This is a genomic window from Cardinium endosymbiont of Sogatella furcifera, assembly GCF_003351905.1.
Classification (GTDB): Bacteria; Bacteroidota; Bacteroidia; order Cytophagales; family Amoebophilaceae; genus Cardinium.
Window position 1 is genome coordinate 859,727 of record NZ_CP022339.1, and the last position, 15,885, is coordinate 875,611.

Consider the following 15,885-nt stretch of genomic DNA (forward strand, 5'->3'; position numbering starts at 1 on the left):
CTTTTTTCGACTATTAACTATATAAAGTCCAGTGGGATACAAGTAACCTGCTACCTTTAAAATACAATCTTTTTAAATCTTAACTACATCTAGAATCTTTCTTAAGCTGTGTTTTTGATGGATAACTAAAGTTATCCACAAAACCACAGCTTACCTACTACTATTTTTTACTATAAATTGAATATGATTCAAGCTACATCTATAGCTATATCTATCTAGTGCTAAGATATAAGTGGGATAAAATGCATTATTAACCAGTAACGTTGTGAACAGATACATATAGAAATGCGTATGCTATGGGTTGTTTACAGTGTAGTAGGTAGATTCCTTCTGAATTTAATATATTTTAAATCTATTTTTATATGCTCGATAGAACCATTCCACCTAAGTTTCAAGAGATTGAGTCCATTGATTTTCCATGGCCAGAAAAGCATACACTTCAGATGCCATTGTATCTGCTCCACATGGGCAGTCAGCCCATTATAGAGTTGGAATTGATTTTTAAATCTGGTAGTTGCTATGAGTTACAGCCAGGTGCCGCCTATTTTACGGCTGCTATGTTATTAGAAGGTACGGAAACCAAAAGTGCCCAAGCTATTGCCCATGCGATTGATTATTATGGTGCCACTATTTCCACCCATGTGCGGAAAGATTTTTGTACCCTTTCTCTTTCCACGCTTGCCAAACACCTTAGTCCAGTATTAGATCTATTGGTAGAGCTTTTGTTGACCCCTAGTTTTCCTGAAAAATCACTCCAACGGCTCAAAAAGCTAAAAGTGCAAGCCATTCAAATGGCCGATAAAAAAAATAGTCAAGTAGCCTATAAGCGGTTTTGTACAGCGCTTTTTACAGCAGCGCATCCTTATGGCAGGCAGCTCACCGTGCAAGATGTTGATAAGATTCAACGGGATCATTTACAGTACCATTATGATCAAGTATTCTTTGCGCATGGTGCTGCTTTTGTGAGTGGGCAAGTCACGCCAGCAGCCTTACAACGCATCAAACAGGCCCTAGCCCATATTACTCTCAAAACAAATCTACAAGCAAATCCAATACCCTGTCGTACGCTGCCTGAAAAAGTCCGCTTAGTGGATGGGCAACATCTACAATCTGCTATTGTAATCGGTAAAAAGCTACTGGTCAAAAAGGAAGCAGATTTTTTACCCATGGTTGTCGTGAATACCCTTCTAGGCGGCTATTTTGGTTCTCGGCTCATGCGGAATATTCGAGAAGATAAAGGTTATACCTATGGGATTCATTCCAGTATGGTATCATTTTTGCAAGCCGGCTATCTAGCCATTACGACAGAAGTAGCCCAAGCCGTTACGCAAGAGACCATCCAAGAAATCTATAAAGAAATTGCCCTATTGCAAGACGAATTCGTTTCAGAAGCAGCCTTACAAAATGTTAAAAATTACCTATTGGGTCATTTTTTAACGACCCTTAACGATCCTTTTTCTATCATGCAAAAGTTTCAATCCGCCTATCTCCATGGTTTAGGTCAAGATTATTATACTAGATTTTACCAGCAGGTGCGCAACATAACCCCTCTAGACGTTAGAACTTTAGCACAAAAATACTTATCTTTAGATTCCTTTACAGAAGTAGTGGTGTGCTAATGCACTTAACTGTATGATAGGGGGCTATCGCCTCCTTTAGTAGGCTTCAATTTGCATTTGATGCGATAAAGGGGTATATTTGAAGCCGTTGGTTTTATATATACGGTGCTCAATTTTTTTGTTGGTTCAACTTTTCTTTAAAAAGCGTGGATTCTATCAGTTACAAGACAAAATATGCTAATAAGCAAAGCGTTAACAAGCAATGGGTGGTTGTTGATGCTTCATTTCAGCCCTTGGGTAGGTTGGCTAGCCAACTTGCTTACCTCATTCGTGGCAAGCACAAGCCTGATTTTACGCCTCATGTAGATAGCGGGGATCATGTGATCGTTTTAAATGCGGATAAAATCGCTATATCGGGTAATAAATCGGAAAAAAAGATCTATACCACTTATTCGGGCTATCCTGGTGGGTTAAAGCGTGCTACATTTCAAGAAGTTCAAGTTGCGCATCCCAAGCGTGTGGTAGAGCATGCGGTTAAGGGCATGTTGCCTAAAAATAGATTGGGCAGAAGGTTGTTGCACAACTTACATGTTTGTGAAGGGTCTGTGCATCCCTATGCAGCTCAAAAACCAACCTCAATAACCCTAAAATACTAATTATTAACGGATGGAAACAGTCAATGCAGTAGGTCGAAGAAAGACGGCTGTCGCTAGGGTCTATCTTGTACCTGGGACAGGAGACATTATCATTAACCATAAGCCGCTTTTGGATTATTTTCCAGTAGAAGAAATTAACCTAATTGTTAAGCAACCTTTGGAAAAATTAGATAGGGTAGGTCAATATAACCTAAAAATTAACGTTGTAGGTGGGGGCGTGCGTGGGCAGGCTGAGGCCATTCGTTTAGGGATTGCTAGGGCGCTTTGTAAGTTAGATGTAGAAAGCAATAGGCCTATATTGAAGAAAGAGGGGTTCTTAACCAGGGATGCTAGGGTTGTGGAGCGTAAGAAGTATGGCCGTAAAAAGTCGAGAAAGAAGTTCCAGTTTACCAAACGTTAAGTCTATTTTTATAGTTATTATTTATTATTACCCATAATGATAAAATTAGAATTCAAAGCACTGCTGGATGCTGGTGTCCATTTTGGTCATCTGACTAGGAAATGGAATCCTAAGATGGCTCCCTTTATTTTTATGAAGCAGAATGGCATTCACATCATTGATCTAAACAAGACCATTACCTGTATGCAGGGGGCTGCTTTGCAGCTTAATGCAATGGCTCAAGCTGGGAAAAAGATTTTGTTTGTAGCGACCAAAAAGCAAATTAAAGCTTCTGTAGAGCAGACGGCAAAAGATTTAGGTATGCCCTATGTAACGGAGCGGTGGCTGGGCGGTACGCTGACCAATTTTGTCAATACGCGGAAGTTGTTAAAGCGCATGCTTTCCATAGAAAAAAACATGCAGATGGCTGCCTATAAAAGCTTAGCAAAAAAGGAAAGGTTAATCATTGCGCGGGAGCAAGAAAAGCTCAATAGGATTTTGCAGGGGCTAGCTAATGTGACGCGGCTACCATCTGCTCTATTTGTAATTGATATTAAGGAAGAACATATTGCTGTTGAGGAAGCGCGCAAGTTGGGCATTCCTATTTTTGCGCTTGTAGATACCAATACCAATCCAGATATGGTTGACTTTCCTATTCCTGGTAACGATGATGCATTCCGTTCGGTAGATATTGTAGTGCGTTATCTTGCTACTGCGATTAAAGAAGGCATTGCATCCTATAAAAAAGAGAAAGCAGAAACCGCGCCTAAAAAAGAGGAAGAGGCTGTCAGTAATACAGCTACTAAAGGCGTTCCTAAGCGAGGCATAAAAGTGGTACAGGGGGTAGTCATCAAGAAGGGTCTGGCTGCAAAGGGTAAAGTGGCTACACCTGTAGCTAAGGTGGCTGCAGCTGCTCCACCACTTAAGGATCAACCAGAAAAGTAAAGATAGCAATATTGTATAGTATATGATGGTTACAGCACAAGAGGTAGCTGCACTAAGGAAAAAGACCGGTGCAGGGATGATGGATTGTAAAAAAGCGTTGATTGAGGCAGGGGGTAATGTAGAGCAAGCCATTGATTTGCTTAGAAAGAAAGGACAAAAAATATGTGCAGACCGTGCGGCCCATCATGCCAGTGAGGGCGCTGTTTTTGCTTGTGCAAGTTTGGATCATAAGGAGTCTTTTTTATTGGTGTTGAACTGTGAGACTGACTTTGTAGCTAAAAATGAATTATTTGTGCAATTGGGTAAAACCATCTTGGAGGTGGCAGTAGCACACAAGCCAGATACTGTAGCAGCGCTACAAGCCTTGCCATTGGGGGATGGGACGGTTCAAGAGGCGATTGTATCATTTGCTGGTACCACGGGTGAAAAAATTACACTTTCTACTTATGTCACTTTAGCTGGTGCGGTAACGGTTCCCTATATCCATACAGGTAATCGGTTGGCTGTTTTGGTAGCTTTACAAGGTGCCCAGGGCGAGGAGGTAATCGCTGCAGGTAGAGATGTAGCAATGCAGATAGCGGCTATGCATCCAGTGGCGGTGGATAAAGATCAAGTAGACCCAGTTGTTATAGAAAGGGAAACTGCCGTTATCCAGGCGCAGCTTATGGATGAAGGGTATGACGGCGTTAAAGCTGAGAAGATAACGCAGGGTAGGTTGCATAAGTTTTTTCAAGAAAACACTCTTTTGCAACAGCCATTTGTCAAAAATGGCAAGTTGACTGTGGCCCAATACCTGACAACCATTGCTCCATCTTTGACCGTTACGGCATTCAAACGCATTGGCGTAGGGGAGTAAATAAGTACCCCTACGGCCATATCCACGTTACCTAAAAGCAAGGATCAAGCGTGCTTTTACTGTGTGCATTAATCCTCCGCTATGGGTTGAATGGATATAAAATTATTTAATTCTAAGAACAACTATAGATATATCATCTTTTTTACCTCCTGTACGGTTTTGAAGTCTGGATATTGTAATTACATGGTTTGAATACTTATCATTTAAAGGATAGGCTGAATCTTTAATATGTTTAAGATGATCTTTCATATCTTGATCTTTATATTGATCCTTATACTAAGGAATCTTGTAGAGCTGGTTCCCAAGCAATCAAGGATGGATCTAAAAGGTTGGTGCAAGCACAGTTAGCACAGCAGAATGCCTTTGCTTCTTAAGATGTTATGTGGGGTATGATGGCCGCTGCTAAAGGAGCATTTGTCGTTTTCAGTAAAGCTAAAGCCTTTAAGCGTTCTGCCAATTGGGTTAACTTAAGGAATATTTTTTATTGATTGTCAGAATTTTTCATATTTCTGGTTAATAATGAAGTTTATTTCACTTTTTTCTTGATAAAAAAGTGGACAAAAAATCAAGCCCTCGGCAAAAAGTCGCTGAAAGTATCATCTGACAGATGGAAAAACAGAAACCGCCCCCTTTGGGGGCTTGAAAGGAAACTGTTTTTCTTAATCATCTGTCAGATGATACTTGCTACACCACGACTTTTTACAGGGGCGTTTTTTTTGATGCAAAAAACCAGTGACTTGAATAGTCACCTATTTGCGGCCATAGTTTCACTGTGTTCCAAATCTCTTTTGGCACGGCGGCCATCAGCAAGGAGGCTACCAATCATCCATTCGAAAAAATCGATTTGATTTGAATAATCAATAATATGTCTGTCTTAATCCTCCGCTATGGGTTGAATGGATATAAAATTATTTAATTCTAAGAACAACTATAGATATATCATCTTTTTTACCTCCTGTATGGTTTTGAAGTCTGGATATTGTAATTACATGGTTTGAATACTTATCATTTAAAGGATAGGCTGAATCTTCAATATGTTTAAGATGATATTCCATATCTTGATCTTTATATTGATCTATATACTTTTGAAGTAGTTTCTCTTTATCTTCATCTTCAGCATCTTCATACTCCTTTTTTATAGCTGTATATTTCTGATATTCTTCATATTCTTTATGTGCCTTCTTTATAAAGCGCCCCAGCGGATAGCAGCACCTGGCCATATACTGTTGGCTTAAGCCAACGACTATAGTTACAGGAACTAACCGCATAAGCAATTTTACGAATAAATAATTTTTTTTCCTACCTAACCGTCGTTTAGGTAGTGCTTGCCCTTACCATAACTTTTTACCCATTGGGGTGTCTATTTCGTAGATGCTGACAAGCCAATCCTGTGATATCTTTTTATATTTGTATGATTTAGTAGCTTTAGCCTGAATAGGCTTCAATTCATAATAGATTTATTTAAATGCGTACAAAAGGCCGTGTATTGGTAGCCATGAGTGGGGGTATAGATAGCTCTGTAGCCGCTGTGATGTTGCATGAGCAAGGGTATGAAGTAGTAGGCATTACCATGAAAACATGGAGTTATGCCGGGAGTGGTGGTAAGAAAAAAGAGACAGGTTGTTGCAGCTTAGATGCCATCAATGATGCAAGAAACATAGCCGTTGAGTTGGGTTTCCCCCATATTGTCGTGGATATAAGAGCGGCATTTGGGGGGCATGTCATTGACCATTTTAAAGCTGAATACCTAGCTGGTAGAACACCTAATCCATGTGTATTGTGCAATACCCATATTAAATGGGATGCCCTTTTGGAACGTGCGCATAAATTAGATTGTGACTATCTTGCAACCGGTCATTATGCAAAAGTACGCGCAGAGGGCGGGCGTTATATTATTTCTAAGGGCTTAGATCCTAAAAAAGACCAATCCTATGCCCTATGGGGCGTCTCTCAAGCGAGCCTGAGTAAGACCCTATTGCCGCTCGGTGGATTTACCAAATCGTTTATTCGTGCCTTTGCTGCTGAACGTGGATTTACAGATTTGGTGAATAAATCTGAATCCTACGAAATATGTTTTATTCCCGATAATGACTACCGTGGCTTTTTAAAAAGACAACTCCCTGGATTGGAAGAAGCCGTTAAAGGAGGGGAATTGGTATTAGAAGATGGTACCGTAGTGGGGCATCATGAAGGCTATCCTTTTTATACCGTTGGTCAACGGAAAGGCGTCCCCATTGCTTTAGGCTATCCAGTATATGTAACCGCTATAGAAAAAGAAACCAATCGAGTGGTATTGGGCACTTTTGATCAATTGCGCCGAGAAGGTATGGTGGTACACCAACTTAACTTATCCAAATATGTAGATCTCCAGGGGAAAAAGATAGATACCGTTACTAAGGTCAGGTATAATGACCCAGGTACCCCTGCTGTGATTGAGCAGGTAGGAGATCAAATGCATGTCTTTTTTGGCACGGGTGTCCATGCCATTACACCTGGCCAAGCAGCTGTGTTTTATGAAGGAGAAGATGTGATAGGAGGTGGGTGGATTGCCTCTGCTTTTCAAAAAAAAAGTAAATAATATAATATAGAATTATATACCATTACTTTAACCATATAAATCGTATCTATTCAAGTCACTGGTTTTTTGCGTCAAAAAAAACGCCCCTGTAAAAAGGCGCGGTGTAGAAAGTGGCATCCTACAGATGATTAGGAAAAACAGTTTCCTTTAAAGCCCCCTTTGGGGGCGGTTTCTGTTTTTTCATCTGTAAGATGACACTTTCAGCGGCTTTTTACCAAGGGCTTGATTTTTTGTTACTTTTTTATCAAGAAAAAAGTAAAAATGCCTTGTAGCGTGGTATTTACTTCGTTTCTTTAGCTTCCAGCATTTGTAACTGCTTATCGACCTTACCAGTGGCGCGGTACCAAGCAATAGTCATTATCACTAAAAAGATTAATAATACCCCTGAAAGCGGTTGAATGCTATTGGTGTGCAGCAATTCCAGTAAGGCAATTTGTACCCAAGAGGAGCCTGCCTTTCCCAAACGGGAACCCAATAGATCTACAGCCGCTTTCCCTTTAATTTTGCTTTCTAGGTCCAGTGGAATATAAGCGATTTGGGTAGTTTTATCAAAAAAAGCATACTTGATAGACTTAGCTGCTATATTGTGGATGCCGCCAAAGAGCACGATGTAGAGGAGCAGTTTCGTACCCACCCAATGCGTTAAACAAGGTGCATTATTTTTAGTATAACTCATTAAAAAGAAGAGGCTACCCATAATGCCAATGATTGTTGGTGCAATGCGTGCAGTAGCTTTCCACCCAAATTTTCTAAGCATACCGCCACTAAAGAAAAGAGAGATTACCAAGGCAATAACCCCTGTCCAAAAGTTAAGTTCTGATACAAAGCTTTGGTAATCTACTGCTTTAGGAAAGGCTTCTTTTACATAAGATTTCCAAGTCCCTTCTACAATATTTATAGAGAGCCCGCAGGCAACCACCATAATGGCGATATGTCTTAAATAGCGAGAAGTAGCCACATGTTTTAGGCTATCCCATAGCGAGAGCCGTAACGTTGGAGGGGGCGCATCACGGTGCACACGCACCCCATCGGGTTTGATGATATGATTGGTCAACCAGTAAGTAAAGAGAATAGCTAGACAGCAGCATGCCACATACCCTATTAAGGCTTGCACGGTATATACAAAATCGCTATGGCTATATTTTTTAGTATAGGCTAAGACCAGTGGTCCCGCAATAATCAGTGCTACATCCCCTGCAGCAATTAGAATAGCATAGAACCGCTTGGCCTCCTGAACCTTACAAACATTATTGACGAAACTCCAATAGAGCAACATCAGTGCCACCTGGCCCCAAAGCTCTGCCACTACAAAAAATAGTACATGAATCCAATGGCGGAATGCTGTAATCCAATGGATCCCTTTCCCCCCTGTATAGCTGCTTAACCAATCTGCCAGCGCATAAGGGCTTACTTGCTTGGCATTAGGATACAATACAAAACCATATAGCAGGATCAGCACTAAAAAAAAGAGGATGGCACTATAAAATAGTGTAGACTGCTTGAAACAATTGTGTAGCTTTGTATACAATAAGACCACCCCTATCGAAATAGGAAAGATAATAGACCCTTTTATAATCGGGATAACCTCAGCAGCAGAGTGGTTTGCAGTTACCAAAACCGTATCCTTGAGTGCGGCTAAAATGCAGTAAACAAAAGAAATCAGGAATTTTAAACAAAGGAGAAGAAAGATTTTTTGCTTTTCCCCTTTTTGGACGGGAAAAATAACTTGTAACCATTTTTTAAACCACGATAAAGATATATATTCGGACATAGTGGCTTTTATAGATCTGCATTTCATATGCAATTTAGTACAAAATTATAGATATTCCATATGTTTGTATGGTTAAATCAATAGCTCCATATGATTCGGTTTTTTACATAACTTTATTTGCATCAGTAGTTTATGCTACAAGTTATAGTTTAATATAAATTTAATTTTTCATGCGTATCACTACATCGTTGGCATTTACACTTTGTTTATCGGGGTCCCTAACCGCTAGGGCTTCCTCTTCCATGGCTACACAATTAGCTAATCACTATTTAAAATCATTTCCTGCTGAAGCAGCAAAACCTTCCTCAAAAGCTGATCAGGCTAAAAAAGAAAAAGCATCAGATACAGATATTACAGCTATCTACCTTGCTCCAAGAACAGAACGGAATGTCGTATTCAATGAGATTTTTGCCAAAAGTAGTTACTATGAGCATCAGTATAAACAAGGCAGCAATCTATTAAACCCATATGTTTGGAATGACTTGCATCTCTTTTGTGGCACAACTACTACACCCGCTTATCATCTTTTATCTCGTATGAACAAGGCCATTACCGTTTTAGGAGAGGGTGCGCTTGCTTCACTTATTGCTGCACCTACTGCTAATCTGGAAACCCTGATGAAGCGTCAGCGATTTATAGATTTTTTGTGTCAAAAAACCCAGCTTTATCTTGACTTAAAAAGTCAGCTGCAAAATTACAAAACATCTGAAAAGGCTATGCTCTCTTTTTGGACAGGAACAGAGCCGCTCTATGTCAAAGAGTATGATAAGTATTTGACAGGACTATTTTATACCAGTTCTGCTGCTTCAAATAAATTAGCTAGTGTGCTCCAACTTAAAAAAGTATGGCTACGAGATATTTGGAATATTTATTCTAATTTTGCTTGGTATCCCGCAATAATTGGACCTATCAGTATATGTATGTCTTATATGGGTGTGAAGGGTCCAGATGTCTCATTGAAAACCTTTTGGGGCCAATTTTATCCTATGTTCTTGCCTGGATGGAATATCTATCATGTTAGCCAGTTAAAAAATGTAGGCGGTCAGGGAGATGGTGGTACTACATTTTTGTACGGTATATCTGGTTTCATTACGCTCCATTCCTTTTACCAAGGCTATAGCGGCTACCGCAACTACAAGGAGTATGCAGGCGTATTGAAAAACCTTGCATTGCGTATGGCTGATATCCAGACTTTTTTGATTACGGTTAAAAAAGTCAATGCATTAATTGAACAATATCCTGATGTAGCAGCCCTCTATGCTGCCCAACTTGAACCCATACGGACCTTATTAGCCCGTTCGAACGAATCATCCGAGGTAGGTAGCTTATTGTCTTCTTTAGAAGAACTACCCCTTCGTTCTTGGTCTTATCTGTGGAATAATGCGGGTAAACTACTCGCTACTTATAAACTTTTTGTGGAACATAAAGCTGTTTTCCATGATGCCATGTATGCCTTAGGGGAGTTAGATGCCTTTCTATCTATAGCCACCCTGATGAAAGAAACCGCTGCAATCAATGGGCCACATGCTTATACCTTTACGAAATTCTTATCTCCTCAATCACATACAAAACCTCGCTTGACGCTTGTTGGGATGTGGAACGCTATGTTACCCCCTATGCAAGCAGTGGGGAATGATGTAGCCATGGGTCAAGAGACACAAAGTATTATTTTAACCGGGCCCAATGCAGGAGGTAAATCAACCTTCCTAACCGGTGTGGCTACCACCGTTTTATTAAGTCAAACCTTTGGTATCGCACCCGCTAAGTCCTGTGAAATGACGCCATTTGCTAAAATAAATACCTACATCGATATTACCGATGATATTGCAGCCGGGAAGTCACTTTTTATGGCAGAAGTGGATCGATTTCAGTCCCATTTAAGATTATTAGAGCATTTAAAACAAGGAAAATTCAGTTTCACTATTTTTGATGAACCCTTTAGCGGAACCAATCCAATAGAAGGTGCAGCAGCAGAATATTCCGTATTAAATTATATTGCAAAATATAGCAACGCGCTAAACATTGTGGCTACGCACTATCCAATTGTTATGCTTTTAGAACAACGTGAGCCTCAAAAAGCGTTTAAAAACTATAAAGTTTTTATTAAGCCTATGGGCAAAGATGGGAAAATTCAGTACACCTATAAGGTGGTGCCTGGCGCTTCGAATCAAACCATTGCTATAGATATATTGGCTGAACAGGGGTATGCAACTGAAATGTTGCAACAAGCTAGAGATATTATTGGCCATCCAGAAAAGTATAAGAAAAGCTTTGCAAAATAGCACCCCCTACTTTTACTCCAATATCTTGTTGCAGTTTATGCCATTTTGACATAAACTGCAGCAAGGTAATCCATTTGGCATAGACTTTGTAGTACCTCCAACTAAAGTTAAATAGGTATTTGTACGAATAAAAGGAGTGATCCAATACAAACAAAATAGAAATTAGATATGGGAAAAATAATTGGAATCGATTTAGGAACCACTAATTCCTGTGTTGCCGTTATGGAAGGCAATGAACCAGTAGTGATTCCTAACAATGAAGGTAAAAGAACGACACCATCTGTAGTTGCTTTTTTAAATGGTGGGAAAGGGGAACGCAAGGTAGGTGATCCTGCTAAGCGTCAGGCCATTATAAATCCTCATAATACCATAAGCTCTATTAAGCGTTTTATGGGTAAAGGGTATGACAGTGTGGCCAATGAGATCAATGAAGTGGCCTATAAGGTAGAAAATGGCGCGAACAATACCGTTCGTGTCCGGATTGGTGATCGGCTCTATACACCTCAAGAGATTTCCGCTATTATCTTGCAAAAGATGAAAAGTGCGGCGGAAGACTACTTAGGTACTACGGTTACAGATGCAGTGATTACCGTTCCTGCCTATTTTAATGATGCAGAGCGACAAGCGACTAAAGAGGCAGGAGAAATAGCTGGGCTAGCCGTAAAACGTATTATCAATGAACCAACTGCTGCTGCTTTAGCCTATGGTTTAGATAAAAAAAATAAAGACATCACCATCGCTGTATTTGACCTTGGAGGAGGTACCTTTGATATTTCTATTCTAGACTTAGGTGATGGCGTTTTTGAGGTAAAGTCTACCAATGGAGACATTCATTTAGGTGGAGATGATTTTGATCAAAAAATAACAGATTGGCTGGCCGATAACTTTCAAAAGGAGGAGGGTGTTGATTTAAGAAAAGATCCAACTGCCCTGCAGCGCCTAAGAGAGGCAGCTGAAAAAGCCAAAATTGAGCTTTCTAGTGCCTCTACTTCAGAGATTAATCTTCCCTACATTACCGCTATTGATGGCGTCCCTAAACATTTGGTTAAGCAGCTCTCTAGGGCTCAGTTTGAAAAATTGGTTGATGACTTGGTAAAGCGTACCCTAGCCCCCTGTAGGCAAGCTTTAACAGATGCCTTTGGCGATATATCTGATCCACAGAACAACATTCATGAGGTGATTTTAGTAGGTGGCTCTACCCGCATACCAAAGATTCAAGAAGAAGTAGAGCGTTTTTTTGGTAAAAAGCCTTCCAAGGGTGTTAATCCTGATGAAGTAGTAGCTGTAGGCGCTGCGATTCAAGGCGGTGTGTTAACTGGAGAAGTAAAAGATGTTTTATTGCTTGATGTTATTCCACTATCCTTAGGTATTGAAACATTAGGTGGTGTTTTTACCAAGTTAATTGAAGCCAATACTACGATTCCAACCAGAAAATCAGAAGTTTTTTCTACCGCTTCAGACAATCAATCTTCTGTTATGGTGCATGTATTGCAAGGCAATAGGCCGATGGCCAAGCACAACCGAACCATTGGCCAGTTTCACTTATCCGATATACCATCCGCTCCCAAGGGTGTTCCACAAATAGAGGTAGCTTTTGATGTAGATGCCAATGGTATATTGCATGTTTCTGCAAAAGATAGAGGTACAGGCAAGGAACAAAAAATTCGTATTGAGGCTTCGTCTGGTTTGACAGAAGATGAAATCAAGCGTATGAGAGAGGAGGCAGAAGTCAATGCAGCAGCAGATAAGGCAGAAAGGGAGCAAATGGATAAGGTTAATCAAGCGGATTCATTTATATTTGAAGTAGAAAAACAACTCAAAGAGTTGGGAGATAAAATTGACGCAGAAGATAGGAAAAAGATAGAGCCCGCTTTAGCAGATTTGAAGAAAGCACATGCAGAAAAAGAGGTGGTTGTTATTGATCAGGCATTAGAAACGCTAAACAAGATTTGGAGTGAGGTCATGGCTAAGGTCTACCAAAAATCGCAAGCTGCGGGCGCAACATCCGCTGCTAGTGGGGAACAGGAAAATGCTAAAGAAGGTGGCAGTAACGTGACAGATGCTGAATTTGAAGAAGTAAAATAATAGGCTTTGTTGCTGCTATGGAGAGCGACTTTCTAATTGGTTTTTAGAAAGTCGCTTTTTTATATTACGTCTGTAAGATAATAAACCATTTGTGTAACATGCTTATGCTGAAAACATAACACGAAAAACCGCTTAAAGCCAAATAATAGTTGATTATTCTCTTCAATTTTACTAAATTAAGTTAGCTTGGGTGTACATATTCCATAATTATATATTTTTATGCTGAGAACCAAATATTATTATAACCCTGCTACTTGTAGCTATGAGCGTGTACAGCGATCTATATCCACCTTTATTATACGTAGTTCTCTTTATATATTTTTTTCGGTCGTCTTAGCGGTAGCAATGGTTAGGTATTATCGAGGTCGTTTTGTTTCTTCTAGAGAGCTTGAGTTGCTACAAGATAATGAGCGGCTTAAGGCCTATTATCATATGGTGCAGAAAAAGATAGAAGGTAGCGTGGCCCTTTTGACTCGGTTGCAACAACAGGATGATGAACTATATAGGCTATTGTTGAATACGACTCCCCTTTCTCCTGCAGAGCGCAATGCGGGCATGGGAGGTGTAAATACATATGCCCATTTGGGGAAAGACACATTAATTGCCCAAACATTGTCTAAAGCAGAGCAACTCTATAGTAAATTAAAGGTTCAGCAGCAATCTTACAAGCAATTACGCGAGCTTGCCAAGCATAAGATGGCTAAGCTTGCTTCCACACCTACCTTTCCACCCGTTTCTAAAAAACATTTAAAAAGAATATCGGCCCCTTTTGGTATGCGTACCCATCCAATCCATCATATACGTAAGATGCATGAGGGGGTTGATTTTTCCGCTCCTATTCATACGCCGATTTATGCTGCTGCGGATGGGCATGTTAAGTGGGTTAAAAATGATAAAAAAGGATATGGGAACCATCTCCTTATTGAGCATGGCAATGGTTTTCAAACCCATTATGCCCATATGCATACTATAATCGTTCAAAAATCGAACCACATCATCAGAGGACAACAGATTGGTACAGTGGGCAACTCAGGGGATTCAACTGCTCCCCATCTCCACTATGAAGTCTACAGCAATAGACATCGTGTTGATCCGATTCAATATTTTGTAGGAGAGCTTACTGCTGCTGAATATGAAGCAGTTCGTAAGCAATCCACCCATCGTACACAAGCCCTTTGCTCCAATTTTTAGCAGGTTTTACACAGGGTATTTGTACTTATTTTGGAGTGGTATTAAAAAATAAGCTATCTTATAAGTTGATTTGCGTTTGTTTCATTTACGATATGGTGCACCTGACTGGTTTATCTAGCGCGCATATCCAGGATGTATACCTTTCCTCTGGGGGAGTCAGATAGATCTTTTTGCTATGGCTTACTGGAATCTTTATCTCTGTGTCTATCCGCCTCAAATGCATCTAGTATACTGGCTCTTGTTTGGTTCTTAAGCGTTACCAATAGCGGTTGAAAGAGGTCTTATGCAAAAGAAATATTTTACCATTCAGGAGGTAGCGCGCCATTTTGATGTGGCGCCTTCTTTGATACGTTTTTGGGAAAAAACCTTTAGTGGCATCCTACAGCCTCATAAGAATAGCAAGGGAGCCAGAAGGTATCAAACAAAAGATATCACTCAGTTGCGTTATATCTATACACTGGTGAAGGAAAAAGGCTATAGTTTAGCCGGTGCACGCAAAGTAATCCAGAAACATCGTCGTCCGTTTGCCATTACACCCGCAGATGTTGTGCAACGGCTACAGGCGTTACGTGCTTTCTTAGGTGCGTTAAAAAAAGAGATACATTAGCTACACATTTGCACTGTTTGGGCAATGGCATCAGCTTAAGGAAAAGTGTATGGTAGCACAGAGGTGCAAAAGCGGTTTATAGATGGTGAATATGCCATCCCATTTATAGCTGTTGATAAAGATTAAAGTTTTACTTCAAGTGCTAAAGTATCTGTTCAAGTCGCTGGTGTTTTCCATTACAAGAAGACCGCCCCTGTAAAAAGTCGCGGTGTAGCAAGTGTCATCTTACAGATGATTAGGAAAAACAGTTTCCTTTCAAGCCCCCAAAGGGGGCGCTTACTGTTTTTCCATCTGTCAGATGACACTTTCAGTGACTTTTTACCGAGGGCTTGATTTTTTGTCCACTTTTTTATTAAGAACAAAGTGGGATAAAGTTCATTGTTAACCAAATGGTGTGAATAGATACGCAATAAAATATATTCCTTAAGTTGACACCATTGTGTCGTACGTTTGTATTATAAGCTTATTTTACTTAAAGAGCTGGAATAAGGTCGCTTAAGTGCTGGTATTAGATGCCGTTTTACACGTTCCGCCCCCCGCTCTTTTCATCTTAAAAACTGAATAGTTCGTTGGCCCTTAGAGCCCGTGGTTGCGACGATAGTTTATAAGATGATTCAATTTAGTATAAACTTTCTAATAATATGAAATATATAGGCATTGATATATCAAAAAGCAGCTTTGTAGCTGCTTTTCCTAAAGGTGAAGGATTTACTACGTCTAAATATTCAAATGATGTAAATGGGCTTAACCTATTTTTGGCTCAACTTGATAGATCCTTGCATCACTGTGTTTTAGAAGCCACTGGCAATTATGGCGCTTTATTAGTAGAGATGCTTATAGCAGCTGAGCTAGCTGTTTCAGTTGTTAATCCAAGGCAAATCAAACACTTTGCTAAGGCAATGCATCATATAACTAAAACCGATAAGGTAGATGGCGTGCCACGAAGGCCTCCTTTCTAGTGGGTGCAAGTCCCACC

13 protein-coding genes are annotated in these 15,885 nt (G+C 40.1%); 11 read left to right on the forward strand and 2 right to left on the reverse strand.

Annotation, left to right across the window (positions count from 1 at the left end):
• The first annotated feature begins 362 nt into the window (after positions 1-362).
• The 5 genes from CE557_RS03770 (at position 363) to tsf (ending at position 4,395) form a co-directional block, all read left to right on the forward strand.
• Positions 363-1,619, forward strand: coding sequence for a M16 family metallopeptidase (locus CE557_RS03770; RefSeq protein WP_114910256.1), 1,257 nt, complete (start codon positions 363-365; stop codon positions 1,617-1,619).
• 146 nt (positions 1,620-1,765) lie between these two features.
• Complete coding sequence (rplM, locus tag CE557_RS03775) at positions 1,766-2,215, forward strand: 50S ribosomal protein L13 (RefSeq protein ID WP_114910257.1); 450 nt, start codon at positions 1,766-1,768, stop codon at positions 2,213-2,215.
• Between the two features lie 10 nt (positions 2,216-2,225).
• A complete protein-coding gene (gene rpsI / locus CE557_RS03780) occupies positions 2,226-2,615 on the forward strand; it encodes a 30S ribosomal protein S9 (protein WP_114910258.1) in 390 nt (129 codons plus the stop codon).
• A gap of 36 nt (positions 2,616-2,651) precedes the next feature.
• On the forward strand, positions 2,652-3,539 hold the full coding sequence (rpsB, locus tag CE557_RS03785; RefSeq protein ID WP_114910259.1) for a 30S ribosomal protein S2: 888 nt from the start codon (positions 2,652-2,654) through the stop codon (positions 3,537-3,539).
• 22 nt (positions 3,540-3,561) lie between these two features.
• Positions 3,562-4,395: a translation elongation factor Ts gene (gene tsf / locus CE557_RS03790; RefSeq protein ID WP_114910260.1), complete on the forward strand. Its 834-nt coding sequence runs from the start codon at positions 3,562-3,564 to the stop codon at positions 4,393-4,395.
• A 908-nt stretch (positions 4,396-5,303) separates the two neighbouring features.
• Here the strand turns inward: tsf and CE557_RS03800 are convergent.
• On the reverse strand, positions 5,304-5,663 hold the full coding sequence (locus CE557_RS03800; protein ID WP_162789998.1) for a hypothetical protein: 360 nt from the start codon (positions 5,661-5,663) through the stop codon (positions 5,304-5,306).
• A 197-nt stretch (positions 5,664-5,860) separates the two neighbouring features.
• On the opposite strand from CE557_RS03800, the gene mnmA reads away from it, so the two are divergent.
• The gene (gene mnmA / locus CE557_RS03805) at positions 5,861-6,973 is read left to right on the forward strand and encodes a tRNA 2-thiouridine(34) synthase MnmA (protein ID WP_114910263.1); all 1,113 of its coding nucleotides are present in this window, start codon (positions 5,861-5,863) and stop codon (positions 6,971-6,973) included.
• 280 nt (positions 6,974-7,253) lie between these two features.
• Here mnmA and CE557_RS03810 read toward each other — a convergent pair whose 3' ends face one another.
• Entirely contained in the window at positions 7,254-8,744 is a 1,491-nt protein-coding gene (locus CE557_RS03810) for an Npt1/Npt2 family nucleotide transporter (protein ID WP_162789999.1), read from the reverse strand.
• Between the two features lie 170 nt (positions 8,745-8,914).
• Here CE557_RS03810 and CE557_RS03815 point away from each other — a divergent pair, with 170 nt between their 5' ends.
• The 5 genes from CE557_RS03815 (at position 8,915) to CE557_RS03835 (ending at position 15,868) form a co-directional block, all read left to right on the forward strand.
• Complete coding sequence (locus tag CE557_RS03815; protein ID WP_114910265.1) at positions 8,915-11,026, forward strand: MutS-related protein; 2,112 nt, start codon at positions 8,915-8,917, stop codon at positions 11,024-11,026.
• 168 nt (positions 11,027-11,194) lie between these two features.
• A complete protein-coding gene (gene dnaK, locus CE557_RS03820; protein ID WP_114910266.1) occupies positions 11,195-13,111 on the forward strand; it encodes a molecular chaperone DnaK in 1,917 nt (638 codons plus the stop codon).
• A 219-nt stretch (positions 13,112-13,330) separates the two neighbouring features.
• Positions 13,331-14,302, forward strand: coding sequence for a M23 family metallopeptidase (locus CE557_RS03825; RefSeq protein ID WP_114910267.1), 972 nt, complete (start codon positions 13,331-13,333; stop codon positions 14,300-14,302).
• 283 nt (positions 14,303-14,585) lie between these two features.
• Positions 14,586-14,909, forward strand: coding sequence for a MerR family transcriptional regulator (locus CE557_RS03830; RefSeq protein ID WP_114910268.1), 324 nt, complete (start codon positions 14,586-14,588; stop codon positions 14,907-14,909).
• A gap of 641 nt (positions 14,910-15,550) precedes the next feature.
• Complete coding sequence (locus CE557_RS03835) at positions 15,551-15,868, forward strand: IS110 family transposase (protein WP_223245890.1); 318 nt, start codon at positions 15,551-15,553, stop codon at positions 15,866-15,868.
• The last annotated feature ends 17 nt before the right edge of the window (positions 15,869-15,885 follow it).